This window comes from Arthrobacter sp. 05N33_2 (assembly GCF_056397425.1).
In genome coordinates this window covers 1-17,077 of record NZ_JBFTNJ010000022.1, presented here as the reverse complement: position 1 = coordinate 17,077, position 17,077 = coordinate 1, and the positions used below count along the sequence as shown (strand labels likewise).

Sequence of the window (17,077 nt, the reverse complement as noted above, 5' to 3'; positions counted from 1 at the left end):
GCTACTGATCCCAGGCCGCGTCCATGGCCTGCAGGACCTGGTCAGGGCTCTTCTGGCCGGTGATGATGCCCTGGACCCCCGTGGCCAGCGCGTCGTAGACGGCGGAATTCGGCCACTGGATGTTAGGCAGGGGGCCGTACTTGCCGTCCTTCATCAGGCCTCCGACGTTCTTATAGGCGCCGCCGTCGAAATCGTACTTGTCGAGTCCGCTGACCGGCAGGGCACCGTCGATTTCTGCGAATGCCTTGGTCTGCTCAGGCTGGGCGGCCCAGTCGAGGAAGGCCTTGGCAGCGTCCTTGTTCTTGGAGGCCGCGTTGATGGAGAAGGCGTAGTTTGCGCTGGCAAATACGTAGCTATTACCTGAGCCCTGTTCCGCCGGGAACGGCCGTACGGCGAACTGGGAGCCCCCAGCGGCGGACTGCAGCTGCTTCCAGCTTGGAGCCGGGATGAAGCCGCTCACGGACGTTCCGCTGGCAAGCCCCTTGGTGATGGCATCGAAGCCGCCGCCGGCAGCACCCTTCTGGAAGCAGCCCGCGTCCTTCAAGGTATTAACTGCTTCGAGGGCCGACTTCCAACCGTCCGAGCCGGCGAAGGTGGCTTCCTTGGCAGCGCGCTTATCGTTCCATTTCGGGTCTTCCGCGTAGACGCGCGAGGCTGCCAGGGACATCGCCATCAGCCCTGTGTTGGGAGGGGCTGATCCGGCAAGGGCAAAGAGGGATTTACCGGAGGACTCCAGAGCCTTGCACTGCTGCTGGAGGGAGGAATAGTCGGCAGGGAAGCCACCGGCTGCAGCTGCAGCCGTCTCATTACTCACCAAGGCAGAGATCGTAATTTCCGTGGCCTGGCCGTACACCTTGCCGTCGGTTCCAAACGTGCTGGCGCTTCCCTCGGGGAGCAGTTGCTTCGCGGCATCGTCAAGCGGCTCAAGGAAACCTGCCTGGACGAGCGGCAGGATGCTGCGGCCGGTGCCGGAGCCGGGTGAGGTCACTACGACGTCTGAGGCGTTTCCGGCCTGGAGCTGTGTGCGCAGGGTCTGGTCATAGGAGTCGTTCGGCTGAGGATTGAAGGTGATTTTCACGTTCGGGTGTGACTTCATGTAATTTTCTGCCAACACCTGGAAGGGGCTCTCGATGGTGTTGGATGTCGCGAAGGACAGTGAAAATTCCTGGGAACCACCCGAAGAGGAGCTGCTGCCGGTGGAGGCCGAGCAACCGGTAAGAATGAGTGCTGCGACGGTGGGGACGGCGAGGGCGCCGACCTTCAGGCCTGAATAGCGACGGTGCTGTGTCATGTCCAGCCTTTCTGACTTCATTGTCCAAAATCCGGGTGTCGTGACCCCGGTCACTCACAAGTATGCAGGAGATGTGCCTAAAAGACACATAAGTCTTTGCTATGACGGACATAAGTTTAACGGGGGTCCGCGGAAGGTCTATTCAGACGCCTGATGGCTTCGCCTAGGTTATTGATCCCGCTGATAAGCTCCCTTGAAACGGTTCCACTTTCAAAGGATCGCTGCGCCGTGACGAAACATGTCCTGCTTTCCCGTCTCGACCTCAACCTGCTGATCTCGCTGGATGCCCTCATTACCGAGCGAAGCGTTACCAGGGCGGCCGAGCGGCTCCACCTCAGCCAGCCGGCGCTCAGCGCCTCGCTCGCCCGGCTCCGATCCCACTTTGGGGACCCGATCCTGGCCCGCCGCGGCAATGCTTACGACCTCACCCCCTTCGCCCTCCGGCTCGCCGAGCACACCACCACCGCGCTGGAGGCCGCACGCCGCGTCTTCGAAAGCCAGGCCACCTGGGAGCCCACAGAATCCGAGCGCGAGTTCTCCATCTACGGCTCGGATTACGGCTTCACTACCATTGGCCGGGTTGTTTCCGAGCTTGCAGCCGAGCGCGCCCCAGGTGTCCGGTTCCGGTTTATGCTCCACAATCCGATGGTGGTGGAGGATGCAGCCAACCGCCTTCGATCGGTGGACGGCATGGTGATTCCGCATGGATTCCTCACCGGGCTGCCCTACCTGGACCTGTGGAGGGACGGGTGGGTGGCCGTGGTCTCCACGTCAAATGAAGCCGTCGGCGAGCAAATCACCATGGAAAACATCGCTGAACTTCCCTGGGTGATGACCTATCAGACGCGCTCAGCCTCAACGTCGGCGGAACGGCAGATCCAGCAGCTGGGCGTTGAGCCCCGCGTGGACGTGGTTGTTGAAAGTTTCCAGTCCTTGCCGCATTTTGTGGTTGGGACCAACCGGATCGCGCTCATCCAGGCGGCCCTGGTGCCGTTCGCCCTGCGCGTGGGCGGGATTCGGATCCTGCCGCTGCCCTTCGATGCCACGCCGCTGGTTAATGCCTTGTGGTGGCACCCCGTGCACAACCGCGACTCCGAGCATGAGTGGATGCGGGGCCTCTTCAAAGAGGCTGCCGACATCGTGGCCGCCGCCGCAACCAAGGAAGCCCCTTAAATGCCTCGATGCCCGGCCGGCTAAACGGACGGGCATCGAGGCTATGGGACGTCGGTCTTTCAGGTCAGGCTGATGCCAGCGCCGTCCGCATGCTCTTGCGGACGAGGTCATGCTGCTTCCGCACCAGCAGCAGCGGATCCACCTCACCGAGCTCAGCGAAGGCATGGCCTTCCCATTCGCTGGACCAGTAACCGCGGTAGCCGCCTTCGACGAATACGCGGACCAGTTCCGGATAGTCGATGGCCGGCTCGTTGCCCTGCTCATCAATGTCGTAGAACTTCGCGTGGACGTGCATGATTTGCGGCATGATGTCAGCCCACTCCTTCGGGTTGACGTGGCCGTGCATGTTGAACGCCAGGTGGGCGAAGGACCCAAGCCGGGCAGGATCGAAGTCATGTCCCCGCAGGTACGCAATGAACTCCTCCTGCCRCACCCGCATCGGTGCCTCAGTGCCCCATATAGCCTGCAGCCTTTCGACAGCTTCATCGTCCAGCCCGGCACGGCGAACCGCGCGCAGGAGCGTGGGAGACATGCTGTGCATGGTTGAGGAGAAGTCAGCCACGAAGCCCAACAGCGGTGAATCCAGCTCGGCGTAGACGTCGCGGACCTTCATGATCTCGGGCGAGTTGGGTCCCAGCGGTGCATGGATCTCGTAGGCAAGTTTGAGTTCGAGGTCCTCGGCGAGCGGCAGCAGCCGGCGAAGCAGGTCCGGCTTCGCGCTCTGGATGCGGACCAGCGGAAAACCGAGCTTCTTGGCGCCGTGGAAGAGTGTCTGCGTGAACTCGTACTCCTCGTCCGGGGTCATGTCGCGGTCACGGCGGCGTCCCATGTCCAGATTGGCGCCGAAGGAGCTGGCGGTGAAGCCGTGCTTGTCGAAGGCGCGCTGCCACGAGCGCACGAAGTCGTCAGTCACGTTGGGATAGGTAGGCAGGACCTGCGATGCCACAATCTCGATCCCGGGGCCGATGCCGAGCTCGGCCACGCGGTTCAGCAGACCGTCGAAGTCGTACCAGCCGGCCCGGAATTCGGCGCTTGCCGAGTACAGGGTGAGCCCCAGCGAGAACGGATCTTCCTCCGCTTTCGGTGGGGGCGGCGTGACCGCTGTCGTCAGTTCCGGTGCCGCCGCAGCCCTGTCCGTGACGGTCAGCTCCAACGTCTGGTTCACGAAGTTGGGAACGTACATGCCGGGACCGCCGTCCTGGCCGGGCACAATCTGCATGTACGGCAGGCGCAGCTCACCGACGAGCCGGACGGTGTGCTGCTCGCCCAAGGCAACAGGGCTCTCCGTTGTGGCGATTAGCAAGGGATGTTCCTGGAGGTACCAGAGCGTTTCGCTTTGAGCGGGCAGGTCCGGGAGCGCATAGCGGACACCGCCCAGTTCCAGGGACAAGTTCCCGGCGGGGATATCCTGGCCGTCGACGGTGAGCCGCAGGCTGGAGACCGAGGAGAGCCACAGACTTCGGTACCACGGCAGGGTCAGGGCAAGCGCGAGACCGTCGGGATGGGTGCGGAGGCTTGCATCGTCAAGAAGTCCGTTTGGCATTGTTGCTCTCTTTACTGGGAAAAGGGGATGGGTCAGGTAAGTTCGCCGGTGATGCGGCGGATCAGGGCGTGTTGGCGCCGCACTTGGTCAATGGCGTGCCATGGCGTGCGTTCGCCTTCATATTCACTGGAGAGATAACCGGTGTAGCCGGAGTCCTTGAGGGCCTTGAGCACGGGCAGCCAGGGAATCTGCTGGTCTTCCAGCCGCTCGTTGATGTCGTGGAACTTCGCCTGGACGAACACCACATACTGGGCGATATCGGCGAAGTCGGCGGGGTCGACGCCGATGCCGTCGAGGAAGGCCGGACGGGTCTTGCGGGTCTCACCTGCGCGCAGCGGAATGGGCCGGTCCTGGAAGATTCCGGTGTCGATGAGCAGGCCGAAGTTCTTGGTTCCTGTTCGTTCGATGAGGGCGATGTAGTCCTCGACGACGGGGTGCCTGATGGGCGTCGGCGAATGAATCTCCGGGCAGATGATGATCCCCAACTCGTGGGCCAGATCAAGGGAGCGTTCCACGGACTCGGTCCAGATGGGGTCTGGGACCAGATCGCTGGACACCACGCCGATCTTGGGGCGCACGAAGCCGAAACCCAATTGGTTGGCAAGCCGCAGGTCCCGCTGCAGGGCCTCCGCACCCTCGGCGACCGTCATGGTGCGGCCCGGGTGAAGACGGGTGTCAATCCAGGAACCGTAGTTCGTCGGCTCCAGCGAATACTTCTCCAGCAGGCCGAACCAGTTATCGATCCAGGCCGGGGACGGTTCCGGATAGTTGGGAACGTGGCCTTCGCCGAGGATCTCGACGCCGGTGGCGCCCACGTCGGCGACGGCGGCCAGCGCCGTCTCAAGGTCCATCACCGTGCCGTAATCGCCCATAAAGCTGTAGAGGGAAACGCCGTAGCGGAAGGTACCTTCGCCGCCTTCCGGCGCGAGGGTCACCTTGCGGCTGGTCCGGTGGGTGGTGGGCTGGTGCTCGACTGGTATGTAGGACATCCGCAGCCGCAGCTCGATGGAGAGCTCGTGGACGCCCTGCGGCAGGCCGCCATCGAGGGGAACGGTGACCACTGCCGCTTCCTCAAGGGGCCAGCGCACGCCATCACTTTCCCAGAGCTGCTGCAGGGTGTAGGTCCGCCCGCCGAAGGTCCACAGCGGAACGTCAGGTCCGACGTCGACGATGCCGCCCACGCGAACGGCGATGCCATCGATGAGGGACGCGGCCATGCCCCGGTAGGAAGGCATCCGGACCCGGAACTGAAAGCCGGTTACACGTCCGCCGTCCATTACGTTGCGGAAGCCGACGGACTGGATGAGGTCTCTTTCGAGAAGCATCATTGCTCACTCTCTCTAGGTGCAGAATCCAGAGTAGCAATCATTCTGTCGCTTTTACACCTAAGTGAGCGGCTAACCGGCAAAACATGCCAAGGGCTCGCCGGCCTGGCCGCTTCGAGGGCCTCAGCTCCTTTCGGCCCGTTCCGCGAGGACGCCGATGGCCAGAGAGAAGCGGCCAGGTAACGGAGAAAGTGCCAGACGGAGCCAGATGGCGTCCGAGTACGCATCGAACCGGGCTGGACTGACGCGCAGTTCCTCGGCCACGGCCAGCACCTGCGTGTGAGCCGTCAGATAGCGTGCCGGCGTCATGCGGTTGTTTCGTAGATGCAGCTCCAGATGGACGTCCAGGCCGGCCAGATCCCGGGCGGCCTCGTGTCGGGCCGTACTGTCGAAGTCCAGCAGCCCGGGCGGGATGTCGCCGTCAGGAACGATGATTTGCTTGTCGTACAGGTCTCCGTGGGCCCATACCACCGGATCCGGTGCCGTCCGTGCGAGGTTCATGGCCACGTGCTCTGCCGCGGCGCGCAAGACAGCGCGCTGAGACGACAACTCGGGGACGTTTTCATTGTGCCGCAACCAGTCGTCCACCCGTCGACACACCTTCGTGGCTTCCCACTCTGCTGAACGGAGCGGAAGGCTGTCGAGAACGCCTCGTGCTGCTGGACCATGGGAGCCGTTCAGTTCCGCGACCCAGGCGCGCGACCATTTCTCCCATGCCCTGGCGAACGCTTCATCGCAGACGGCCGCTTCCACCCGGCCCAGCTCGTTCAGAGTCGGTCCCGGAATGGCGCTGAAAGCGATGACGTCCGCCTGGGAACTCTGACGAAGGATTCTGGGCGTTGTGAAGTTGCCGGCGTCCAGTAGGACGTTCATTTGTGCGCAGCGCTCGGCCGGTACGACGGCGCCCCCGGGCCCGAAGATCTTTATATAGCGGCCCTCCGCCCGGACGACAGCCTGATGGTACGGCCAATACGAAATCAATTCCCCCTGCTGCGCTTCCCCCCGCAAGGCGGGAAGCCCCGGATCGTCCAACGGGATTAGTTCGAACTGCCCGTGACGCAAATAAGCTCCCCGGACGCCTGGCACTCCCGGCGTCCGGACCTCCAGTACAAATTCTCCTGGTGTCTTCTCTGGCCAAGCCCGCTGAACCAGCCAGGACGTGCCGGTATCGTCGTCGGCAGACGCCGGAACGGCGGAGGGCCAATCCATGGAATCAATTCCATGGACTGGCGGAGACACCAGCGAGTGGTGCGACGCAGCAGATTGACGCGTTCCAGGCGTGCCGTGCCCCCGAACAGTAGACAGCCATGCTCCGTACACAATGCCCCCGCTTCCCCATACCCACGCTCTTCCGGCGCAAGCCATTCGTGTGTCCAGCGTGAACGACAACAATGAGGCAGGGATGAAACGGTCATGAAGAAACTTTCATCAAGGCCTTCTTCCCCGTCCACTCGGCGTCATGCGTCGCAGGATCGCCGCAGCAGGCAGACCCGACGAACCCGTCCGGTGAGTCGAGATTGACCCGGACCGTGATGGGCGGGGGGACGGTGGCCTGAGTCGCGTTCGTCCTGGCCGATCCGGCCTTTCAGGGTCACGGCTCAGGGTCACGGCGGAGGCAGGGGTGCAGGCCAATGGCCGGCACATCCTTTCGAGCCTCTCATTGGACGGGGAGGGAAACATGGAGCCCCGCTCCTACGCCGCGATGAACAGTGCCCAGTCAGGAAAGGGATCCACCGGCAGTGGCGGCCCGGTCTCTCCGGGTCCAACAGCGCCGACAAGTACGTCCGGCCAGTCGGGCGGTTCCAACTCCCGGCCTTCACCCGCGTGGCCGAGGTGCTGCGGCCAGCGTGGTGGTTCCCAGTCTTGTTGTTCGCTGGGATAGGAGCGTCCCGCAGGTGAGATCCAGCCGGGTGGCTTGTCCCGGGTCGCGTCAACCGGCCTCCATGCTGTGGTGTGTCTGAGCCGGTGGTGCCGCCGGCATGGCTGGCCCAGATTGGTGACCCCGGTGCCGCCTCCCTCGGACCAAGCCAACAGATGATCCGCTTCGTTATCCAGGGAATGGTTGTTGCAGCCCGGAAAAGGGCACCGGCCATCCCGAAGCCGCAACCATTGGCGCATCGCCTTCGGAACCCGGTAGCTGGTCCGTCCGATCTCCAGCGGCGCTCCGCTGCGCGGATCGGTCAGCACACGCAGGAACGATCCGGCGCCATCCCCCACAAGCCGGCGGGCGATGCTCGGCGGAACGGGACCATACCCGTCCAGCGTGGCCGGTTCCGACTCGGCGCCCAAAAGAGACAGCACCGGCACGGTCACCAGGACCTGCGCCTTGGGTGACGGAGTTCCTTCCGCCACCCCCGCCAGCAGCCAGTCGGCGGCGACGTCCGCACGGAGCTGGGTCAGGGTCCGGGATTCATTCGGCTCCTGCAGGGCACGGGCCGCTTCCGTGGCACGGGACCATGCAGCCACCGCCACATCCGCAGTCAGATAGGCCGAGAGCCAGGCCATGCCGTCCCGGTCCGGCACATATTCCAGCCGACGGTCCTCCACACCCTTGCGGTGGCGGGCTTCGATGCTTACGGGATGGTGCAGCTCACGCCATCTGCGCGCCTTGGCCCGGAACCTGCCCGGCACCAGCTCCCCCGCCGGGCAGCCACGCGCGGCAAAGGGAGCTTCGGGGTCCAGGAAATGAGCCTCCAAAGCAGCCGCCGCGGCGAGGTCCAGACCGGACGTTTCATCACACATCACCCGCGCGTGTTGCCATGAAATGCTCCCTACTTGCAGCGCAGACAGCGTCAGGGGCAACTTAGTGGTCAGGGTGGCCGACTCTGCCAGGAGCGCCGCCGCCGATCTTTCACTCACGGTCAGGACACAGGCCACCTCTGCTGTCACGGCCATTTCCTGGGCGGTGCGCTCCTGCGGGGAATCGGATGGGCCCGCCATGGCGACGGCAGCGCGGGCATATCCGGCGGCGAAGTGCACTTTCAGGGCGGCCAGCCTGGCTTCCATGCTGGCGACCTCAGCCATACCGTCCAGGCACGCGTCCGCTTCGTCCCGAAGAGGGTCGGCGCCAGTCGAGGCCGCGTTCCCGGCTCCGCGACCTGCAAATGCACACAACCTGGCAAGGGAGGCCTCCATGGCCTCCAACGTCTCCGCAGCTGCTTTGCCTTCCACACCCTCAGCATGGCAGCCGCCACTGACATTTAACGCAGGCGTCAGAGTTGCAGGCGAAGTCCGTCATCCAGGATCTGCCTGATCCCGAACTTTCCTACGCTGAACATCCGAGGATTATCGTCGGAGTTGCTCAGCATGGCGGTGGACAGGATGAGGGCCCAACCGCGGGCCCTCATCCAGGTGTCTCCATCTACTGCGGAGCCAAAGGCGCCCATGAAGCGGTGGCGGGTGCCGGCGTCGAACATCAGCCACCCCACCGCAATGTCGACAGCCGGGTCCCCTGCCCCGACGTCGCCGAAATCGATGACGCCGGCCAGGCAGCCGTCGTCCGCCAGCAGGATGTTGCCAGGGTGGAGGTCCCCGTGGAGCATCATCGCCGGACCATCCCAGGCTTTGGCGGCGCAGGCCTGCGCCCACACTGCTCTCAGCGCTGCCGCCTGCGGGTAGCGTTCGCGGTCCCCGAGCCGTTCTATCAGCACAGCGTCACGGTCCGCCAGCGGCACGCCCCGGAAAGGGTTGACCGGGACGCCGGTTTCGGCGGGCACGTGGAGGGACAGCAGGAAATCGGCGAGGCCCTTAGCCGCCGGCCCGCGGCCTGCCGGCCCGACGTCGGCCGCAGCGGCTCCGGGGACCCACCGCACAATGCTCCACGGCCATGGAAAGTCCGACGTCGGCCTGCCGGCATGGACGGGGACAGGAACCGCAACCGGGGAGCGGCGAGCTATGTCGGGAAGGTAGCGCTGCTCATGCAGTATCAGCGGAACGGCCTCCGCCCTGCGCGGAAGCCGGACGGCCAGATCGTCACCGAGCCGGAAGGTCGCGTTGTCCCAGCCGTTCGCAACCCGCGCTAAAGGACAATCGCCGAGGTCGGGCCGCTGGTCCCGGACGAGGCGCTGGACCACCGCGTCACTCACTTCCACCGTGGCTGGCGGCATTCGAGCCATTCAGAAATCCGCCTTCCTTCGGCCTGCAATGCAGTCCAGTCCTTTCCCTTGTCCGAATATAGGTCAAGACCCCCAAGAGCCGACGGGGTACAGAACGAGGACATGGAATCCGGCGGCGGCGGGACGTTCCGCCGTCGTCCTGGGACGACATGAAGTTGCGGCTAGCTCATCCGGCGGGGACCATCGGATTCTCAGCGGTCAGCCCGCGCCCTGGCCCTCGCGGGCCACCTCTTCCGGAATCCTGGCCGTCGGCGCTGCCGTCATCAGCTGCCCTATCACCTCGGGCTTGTCCCACACCTGGCTGCGCAACTTTTCCAGAAAGCCGGTCGCGGCGTCCGGAGGGTGGACTTGAACCGTCGCTGCGCCGCCCTCCTGACGCAGGTAAACGAGCGACGGTGGCGCCGTTGACGTTGGTGCCGTCGTCGCTGAGCAGGAAGGTGATGGAGGCGGCGAGCTGCGCGGCGGTGGCGGCCCAGCCGAACTTCACTACCTCGGAGCGAGACTGTGGCGCAACGCAATCACCAAGGTAGTCGGCGAATGGATCGACGACGACGACTGTTCCGAGGCGGACGCCCGCAGGATCGTGCAACTCGTCGGACGCGACAACGCCCGACGCGTGTACGCGCTCCCCTGAGCGCCGACCGAGATCCCGAGCAAGCAGAACGGACATTATGCTGAACCCCGGCCCAGCAAAATCGAACCAGTCTGAATTCGACGGACTCTGATGCCGTCGTCTTGACCTTCTATGGAGCCCAGTCGGCGTCGTCCGCTGGCGTTTTGTCAGTTTCCATAGGACAGCGCCTGCCACAGGATCACTGCCAACAGGGCACCGGCCGCGAGAATGACAGCCCAGGTTTCCCTGCGCAACCGCCGATCAGCGCGCTTCCGGTGCGATGACTCGCGCGCTGGCCGCGGCCGGCTACGCGCTAATTTCGACCCGAACATAATCCTCCCGGTGGAACATTCGCCGTTCGGACCAGCCGTCAAGGACAACCCAGATGATGGATCCGTCTGGCGTGGTTCCGTCCACGGTGCCGGAGCCGATAGGGCGGCCGTCCTGCGAGAGCCTCACCGGCTGCCCGACGGGCAAGGCGTTCCACGACACTGGGCGCCAGCGTGGCACATTTGTCGGTTTCATGGCCTACCGCAAGATGACGGTGCGGTTGCCGAGCAGCAGGATCCTGCCTTCACAATGCCAGCGGACGGCGTTGCGGAGGGCCGCGCATTCGGCGTCCCGGCCCACCGCCACCAGGTCATCAGCGGTGTACGTGTGGTCCACCTCGATGACCTGCTGGGAAATGATCGGGCCCTCGTCGAGTTCGGCGTTGACGTAGTGAGCCGTGGCGCCCACGGTCTTGACGCCGCGGTCGTAGGCCTGGTGGTACGGCTTTGCGCCTTTGAAGCTGGGCAGGAACGAGTGGTGGATGTTGATGGTCCGTCCCGCCAGCTGAGCCGAGAGCTCATCGCTCAGGACCTGCATGTAACGGGCCAGGACCACGAGTTCCACGTCGAAGGCGTCCACCAGCTCCATTAGCCGGGCCTCCGCCTCGGGCTTGGTGTCCTTGGTGACTGGCAGGTGGAAGAACGGGATGCCGTGCCACTGGACCAGGCCCTCCTGGTCGCGGTGGTTGGATACCACCGCGACGATTTCCACCGGGATGTCGCCGGTGCGTGCCCGGAAGAGTAGATCGTTGAGGCAGTGGCCCATTTTGGACACCATCACCAGGACACGGCGTTTGCGGCCGTGCGGTTCCAGCTGCCAATTCATCTCCCACTTTTCGGCCACAGGCGTGAAGTCGCGGCGCAGGTCCTCGGTGCTGAAGGAATCCCGCCCTAAGGAGGAGTCGGAGGAGGAACCCGAGGAAAAGTGGACGCGCATAAAGAAGTGCCGTTGCCCCTTGTCCCCGTACTGCTTGATGTCCAGGATGTCGCAGCCGTGGTTGAGCAGGAATCCCGAGACCGAATGGACGATGCCCGGCGACTCAACACAGTCGACGGTCAGGATGTGCTCTGCCGTGGCACCGGGTTCCACAGCTGCAGGCTCGGGGCTGTTTGGGGTCTGTGCGGTCATTTCTGCACCTTCTCAAACTTTCGCGCAACAGCTGATTCCTCGTCCTGCGCGAGCTCAGCCTGGAAGCTTTCATAGCGGGCCAAGTGCGCGGGGCGCCGGCGCAGCACGAACCACGCGGCGCCGAGCAGAATGAACCAGACCGGCGTTACCAGGAGTGCCAGAAGTGTGTCCGGCTGCGTGGTCAACGCCCAGAGGACGAAGGCGAAGAACGCGAAGACCACGCAGACCATGGGGATTCCGCCGGGCATCTGGAACTTGGACGCGTCATGCAGGTGCGGGCGGCGACGGCGGAAGGCCAGGTAACTGGCCAAGATGATGGACCATACGAACACGAAGCAGACGGCCGACACGGTGGTCACCATGTCGAAGGCCTTGCCGATGTCCTGTCCGGCGTACATCAGCACCACGCCGGAGAGCAGGAGGACGCAGGACAGGAACAGGGCGTTCTGCGGGACCTTACGCCGGGACAGGCTGCTGAAGACTGACGGCGCGTCGCCCTCCTGGGCCAGCCCGTAGACCATGCGCGACGTGGAGTAGATGCCGGAGTTGGCCGAGGACATGGCGGAGCTGAGCACCACCAGGTTCACGATCGTTGCCGCGGCTCCGAGCCCTGCCAGGGAGAACATGGCGATGAACGGGCTGTGGCCAGCCTGGAACTGGGTCCAGGGAGTGACAGACATCAGGATGATCAGGGCGCCCACGTAGAAGAGCAGCACTCGGATCGGGATGGAGTTGATGGCCTTCGGCAGGCTCTTCTCCGGGGCCTTGGCCTCCGCGGCGGTGGTGCCCACCAGCTCAATGCCCACAAAAGCGAACACGGCGATCTGGAAGCCGGCCACAAAACCCATGAACTCGTTCGGGAAGAATCCGCCGTGGCTCCACAGATTTGTGAAGCTGGCAGGGCCGGCATCGGACTGGAACCCGCTGAAGATCATAAACAGGCCCACCACGATCAGCGCCACGATAGCGACGATCTTGATCAGCGCGAACCAGAACTCCGTCTCGCCGAACGCCTTCACCGTGGTGAGGTTCAGGAGCAGGAGGATGGCCACGGTGGCCAGGCCCGGGATCCACAGCGGCAGCCCCGGCCAGAGTTCCTTGGAGTAGCCGGCAATGGCGATGACGTCCGCGATTCCCGTGATCACCCAGCAGAACCAGTACGTCCATCCGGTGAAGAAGCCGGCCCAGGGCCCGAGGAGGTCCGCTGCGAAGTCGCTGAAGGATTTGTAGTTCAGGTTGCTGAGCAGGAGCTCGCCCATGGCCCGCATCACGAAGAACAGCATGAAGCCGATGATCATGTAGACGAAGATGACGGACGGCCCGGCCGCGGAGATGGTTTTGCCCGAGCCCATGAACAGGCCGGTGCCGATGGCGCCGCCAATGGCGATCAGCTGGATGTGCCGGTTGCTGAGCTGCCGCTCAAGATGCGGTTCCTGGTGGGAAGTTACGGTTTCAGTTGTCACGTGCTGCTCCTCGAATCAATGCTGTCTGGAGTGCTGCTGAGATGGGCGCCTGACCCGGTCCGCCGGGAACCGAGTCAAGGCTGTTGAAGCTGTAGAGATGGATGCCCGCGAGGTTGCCAGGCTGGTTTTCCAGCCCGGACACCAGGCTTTGCGGCGAGTAGTGGTCGCCGCTCAGGAGTTTGCGGGCCAGCGGGCCCTTCCGGCTCAGGAACTTCAGGGAACTTCCGACGCCGATCTGCGTAGCCAGCGAGACCAGTTTGGTCCGGGGCACGGACCCCGCCACCCCTGCCCAGATGGGCAGCTCAACGCCTTCGCGGCGCAGGAGCGCCGCGTAATCAAGGATTTTCTCCGGGGCGAAGCACATCTGGGTCACAACGTGCGAGGCTAGGTGCTGTTTTGCCAGGAGGGCGTCCAGCACCTCCACGGGGCCGGCGGAGGGGTGGCCCTCCGGGTAGCCCGCAATGCCTGCCCGCATCAACCCGCCTGTGTACTGCGCGATGTCCTCCAGCAGAGGAAGGGCGGACTCATACGGGCCGGCCGGCTGCTTCCGGTCCCCGCCGATGACAAAGACCTCGCGGATGCCGGCGGCATCGCAGTCGCGGAGGATTCCGGTCAGCTCGGCCCGGTCATGCAGGGTCCGCGCGGCGAGGTGCGGGATGACGGTGTAGCCCAACACACCAAGCTGCACGGCAGTGCGCATGGTCCGCTCGATGCCGTGATGGGGCAGGCACGTCACCGTGAGCGTCGTGGTCAACGGCACCAGGTCCGTGACGCGCTCAACGATTCCCCCGGAAGGGATGATTTCTATTCTGATGGGGAACATCATTGGTCCTCTCTGAACATCAGATTTTTTGGGTATCAGGTTTTGGGCATCAAGGTTGGGTTGTTCAGGCCGTAGCTGCCAGCAGCGAGCTGGCTTCCTGGCGGGTGCTTCCGGAGCTTTCGATGTGCGCGAGTTCGGCCGGGATTTCCCAGCCCTTCTTGCGCATCGCGGTGGCCCAGAGCCGGCCGGCGCGGTAGGAGGAACGCACCAGGGGCCCGGACATGACGCCCAGGAAGCCGATCTCGTCCGCCTCATTCTGCAGGTCGACGAATTCCTGCGGCTTGACCCAGCGGTCCACCGGCAGGTGCCGCTCGGACGGGCGCAGGTACTGGGTGATGGTGATCAGGTCGCAGCCGGCCTCGTGCAGGTCCCGCAGCGCCTCGGAGATTTCCTCGCGGGTCTCGCCCATGCCSAGGATCAGGTTGGACTTGGTCACCATGCCGAGCTTGCGGCCCTGGGTGATGACGTCCAGGGAGCGCTCGTAGCGGAACGCCGGGCGGATCCGCTTGAAGATCCGGGGCACGGTYTCGACGTTGTGGGCGAAGACCTCGGGCTTGGAGTCGCAGATCGCCGCGATGTGCTCGGGCYTGCCGGAGAARTCSGGGATCAGCAGTTCGACGCCGGTGCCCGGGTTCAGTTCGTGGATCTTGCGGACCGTCTCGGCGTASAGCCAGACGCCCTCGTCGGCGAGGTCGTCGCGGGCCACGCCGGTGACGGTGGCGTAGCGCAGCGCCATGGCCTGGACCGAGCGGGCCACCTTGGTGGGCTCGAACATGTCCACGGGCGAGGGCTTGCCGGTGTCGATCTGGCAGAAGTCGCAGCGCCGGGTGCATTCGGAGCCGCCGATCAGGAASGTGGCCTCCTTGTCTTCCCAGCACTCGAAGATGTTCGGGCAGCCGGCCTCCTCACACACSGTGTGGAGGCCCTCCTTCTTCACGAGGTTTTTGAGCTGGACGAACTCCGGGCCCATCTGGACCTTGGCCTTGATCCATTCCGGCTTCCGTTCCACCGGTGTGGCCGCGTTTCGCTGCTCAATGCGCAGCATCTTCCGGCCTTCTGGTGCCAGTGTCATTAGTTCTCTTTCCTTCAGCATTCGACGACGTTGACGGCAAGGCCGCCCATGGCCGTTTCCTTGTATTTGGAGGACATGTCCTTGCCCGTTTCGCGCATGGTCACGATGACCTCGTCGAGGGAGACCCGGTGCGTGCCGTCGCCCCAGAGCGCCATCTTGGCGGCGTTGATGGCCTTGGCGGCGGCGATCGCGTTGCGTTCGATGCACGGGACCTGGACCAGCCCGCCGATCGGATCACAGGTCAGGCCCAGGTTGTGCTCCATCGCGATTTCCGCGGCGTTCTCCACCTGTTGGGGCGTGCCGCCCATGACTTCGGCCAGGGCCGCGGCCGCCATCGACGACGCCGAACCCACCTCGCCCTGGCAGCCGACCTCCGCCCCGGAAATCGAGGCCTGCTCCTTGTACAGCACGCCGATGGCGCCGGCGGTCAGCAGGAACTTGACGATCGTCTCGTCCCGGTCGGCCTGGGTGGCCTGGTCCATGCCGGGGGCGAAGTGCAGCGCGTAGTAGAGCACGGCCGGGATGATGCCCGCGGCGCCGTTGGTCGGGGCGGTGACGACGCGGCCGCCGGAGGCGTTCTCCTCGTTCACGGCCAGCGCGATCAGGTTGACCCATTCCTGCCAGTACTTCGGGTCCCGGTCCTTATCCTCCTTCATGAGCCGCTCGTGCCAGTCCGGCGCGCGGCGGCGGACCTTGAGCCCGCCGGGCAGCAGCCCAACGCGCTTGAGGCTGACCTCGACGCAGCCTTCCATCACCGAGTAGATGTGCAGCAGCCCCGCACAGATTTCGGCCTCTGTCCGGCTGTCCTCTTCGTTGATCCGCATCACCTCGCTGATGCTCAGCGAGGTCGTCCGGCAGTGTTCCAGCAGTTCGGCGGCCGTGCGGAACGGCAGGGGAAGTTCCTTCTTGGATTCGTCGAGTTCCTTCAGGGCCGCGTCCTCCTCGCCCTCGCGGACAATGAAGCCGCCGCCGACGGAGAAGAACGTGGCGCTGTGCAGGGTCTCGCCGTCGGCGTCGGAGACGGTGAAGGTCATGCCGTTGGTGTGCCGGGGCAGGATGGTCAGGGGGCGCAGGACCATGTCCTGCACCCCGTAGGGAAGCTGCACGGAGCCAGCCAACTGTAGTTTCCCGGTGTCCGCGATCGCGGCGAGCCGTTCCTCGACCTCCTCGGGCAGGATCTGCTCCGGGTGGAAGCCCTCGAGTCCGAGCAGAATGGCGGTCATGGTGCCGTGGCCGTGGCCGGTCGCGGCGAGGGAGCCGTAGAGGTCCACCCGGAGCGACGCCGCCTCTGCCAGCTTGCCGAGGGACTTGAGTTCTTCAGCAAACACGGCGGCGGCCCGCATGGGGCCAACGGTGTGGGAACTGGATGGCCCTATTCCGATGGAAAAGAGGTCGAAGACTCCAACTGCCATGATGCGTACCTTCCGCGGAGAAAGAGAATGATGGTCAATGACTAGAGGCGGGGCTCACCGCACCGGTCCCGGCCCCCCAATGACCCTGGACCGGTGCGATGATGCGCCCATTGAGCGCTAGGCGAGGTTAGCAACCGAGGGGTAGAGCGGGTGGGCGGCGGCGAGGGCCTCCACCCGGGAACGCAGACCGGAGAGGTCGGCGCCGGCGTCGGCGGTCAGGGCCTCGGCGATGATGTCGGCAACCTCGGTAAAGGCCGCCTCGCCAAAACCGCGGGTGGCCAGCGCCGGGGTGCCGATCCGCAGCCCGGAGGTGACCATCGGCGGACGCGGATCGAACGGGACGGCGTTGCGGTTCACGGTGATGTCGATCGCCGCGAGGCGGTCCTCGGCTTCCTGGCCGTTGAGTTCGCAGTCGCGCAGGTCCACCAGGACCAGGTGCACGTCGGTGCCGCCGGAGATCACGTTGATGCCCTTGGCGGTCACGTCCGGCTGGACCAGGCGCTCGGCGAGGATCCTGGCACCGGCGAGGACGCGTTCCTGGCGTTCCTTGAACTCCTCCGAGGCGGCGATCTTGAACGCCACGGCTTTGCCGGCGATGACGTGCTCCAGCGGGCCGCCCTGCTGGCCGGGGAACACCGCGGAGTTGATCTTCTTGGCGATCTCGGCGTCGTTGGAGAGGATGATGCCGCCGCGCGGACCGGCGAGGGTCTTGTGCGTGGTGGAGGTGGTGACGTGGGCGTGCGGGACCGGGGACGGGTGCAGCCCGGCCGCGACCAGCCCGGCGAAGTG

13 protein-coding genes and 1 pseudogene are annotated in these 17,077 nt (G+C 64.8%); 1 reads left to right on the top strand and 13 read right to left on the bottom strand.

The genetic code is table 11. The features are described from left to right. Position 1: 1 nt before the first annotated feature. The gene (locus AC1DHX_RS11380) at positions 2-1,291 is read right to left on the bottom strand and encodes an ABC transporter substrate-binding protein (protein WP_230010184.1); all 1,290 of its coding nucleotides are present in this window, start codon (positions 1,289-1,291) and stop codon (positions 2-4) included. A 228-nt stretch (positions 1,292-1,519) separates the two neighbouring features. Between AC1DHX_RS11380 and AC1DHX_RS11375 the strand changes: the two genes are divergently transcribed. After that, positions 1,520-2,464, top strand: a complete 945-nt coding sequence (locus AC1DHX_RS11375; RefSeq protein WP_476859987.1) for a LysR family transcriptional regulator — start codon at positions 1,520-1,522, stop codon at positions 2,462-2,464. A 64-nt stretch (positions 2,465-2,528) separates the two neighbouring features. Here AC1DHX_RS11375 and AC1DHX_RS11370 read toward each other — a convergent pair whose 3' ends face one another. The 12 genes and pseudogenes from AC1DHX_RS11370 to AC1DHX_RS11315 form a co-directional block, all read right to left on the bottom strand. Next, the gene (locus tag AC1DHX_RS11370; RefSeq protein WP_476900045.1) at positions 2,529-4,007 is read right to left on the bottom strand and encodes a sugar phosphate isomerase/epimerase family protein; all 1,479 of its coding nucleotides are present in this window, start codon (positions 4,005-4,007) and stop codon (positions 2,529-2,531) included. Positions 4,008-4,039: 32 nt separating this feature from the next. Further along, positions 4,040-5,332, bottom strand: coding sequence for a C-glycoside deglycosidase beta subunit domain-containing protein (locus AC1DHX_RS11365; RefSeq protein ID WP_476860003.1), 1,293 nt, complete (start codon positions 5,330-5,332; stop codon positions 4,040-4,042). Positions 5,333-5,455: 123 nt separating this feature from the next. Next, a complete protein-coding gene (locus AC1DHX_RS11360) occupies positions 5,456-6,364 on the bottom strand; it encodes a phosphotransferase (protein ID WP_476859989.1) in 909 nt (302 codons plus the stop codon). A gap of 660 nt (positions 6,365-7,024) precedes the next feature. Beyond that, a complete protein-coding gene (locus AC1DHX_RS11355; RefSeq protein ID WP_476860004.1) occupies positions 7,025-8,467 on the bottom strand; it encodes an HNH endonuclease signature motif containing protein in 1,443 nt (480 codons plus the stop codon). A gap of 77 nt (positions 8,468-8,544) precedes the next feature. After that, positions 8,545-9,447, bottom strand: a complete 903-nt coding sequence (locus AC1DHX_RS11350) for an aminoglycoside phosphotransferase family protein (RefSeq protein ID WP_476859990.1) — start codon at positions 9,445-9,447, stop codon at positions 8,545-8,547. Between the two features lie 388 nt (positions 9,448-9,835). Further along, positions 9,836-9,916 (bottom strand): annotated as a pseudogene (locus tag AC1DHX_RS11345) (short-chain dehydrogenase); the annotation flags it as partial. A 672-nt stretch (positions 9,917-10,588) separates the two neighbouring features. Further along, positions 10,589-11,518, bottom strand: coding sequence for a formyltetrahydrofolate deformylase (gene purU / locus AC1DHX_RS11340; protein ID WP_223913465.1), 930 nt, complete (start codon positions 11,516-11,518; stop codon positions 10,589-10,591). Then, positions 11,515-12,981, bottom strand: a complete 1,467-nt coding sequence (cycA, locus tag AC1DHX_RS11335; RefSeq protein WP_223913464.1) for a D-serine/D-alanine/glycine transporter — start codon at positions 12,979-12,981, stop codon at positions 11,515-11,517. The genes purU and cycA overlap by 4 nt, the downstream gene beginning before the upstream one ends. Beyond that, positions 12,971-13,807 carry a methylenetetrahydrofolate reductase gene (locus AC1DHX_RS11330; protein ID WP_476859991.1) on the bottom strand — a complete coding sequence of 279 codons (837 nt, stop codon included), beginning with the start codon at positions 13,805-13,807 and terminating at the stop codon, positions 12,971-12,973. The genes cycA and AC1DHX_RS11330 overlap by 11 nt, the downstream gene beginning before the upstream one ends. A gap of 61 nt (positions 13,808-13,868) precedes the next feature. Then, positions 13,869-14,876 carry a lipoyl synthase gene (gene lipA / locus AC1DHX_RS11325; RefSeq protein WP_476900044.1) on the bottom strand — a complete coding sequence of 336 codons (1,008 nt, stop codon included), beginning with the start codon at positions 14,874-14,876 and terminating at the stop codon, positions 13,869-13,871. 14 nt (positions 14,877-14,890) lie between these two features. After that, positions 14,891-16,288: an L-serine ammonia-lyase gene (locus tag AC1DHX_RS11320; protein WP_476859993.1), complete on the bottom strand. Its 1,398-nt coding sequence runs from the start codon at positions 16,286-16,288 to the stop codon at positions 14,891-14,893. A 117-nt stretch (positions 16,289-16,405) separates the two neighbouring features. Beyond that, positions 16,406-17,077: PLP-dependent aminotransferase family protein (locus AC1DHX_RS11315; protein WP_476900043.1), on the bottom strand; the 672-nt coding region annotated here is incomplete at its 5' end.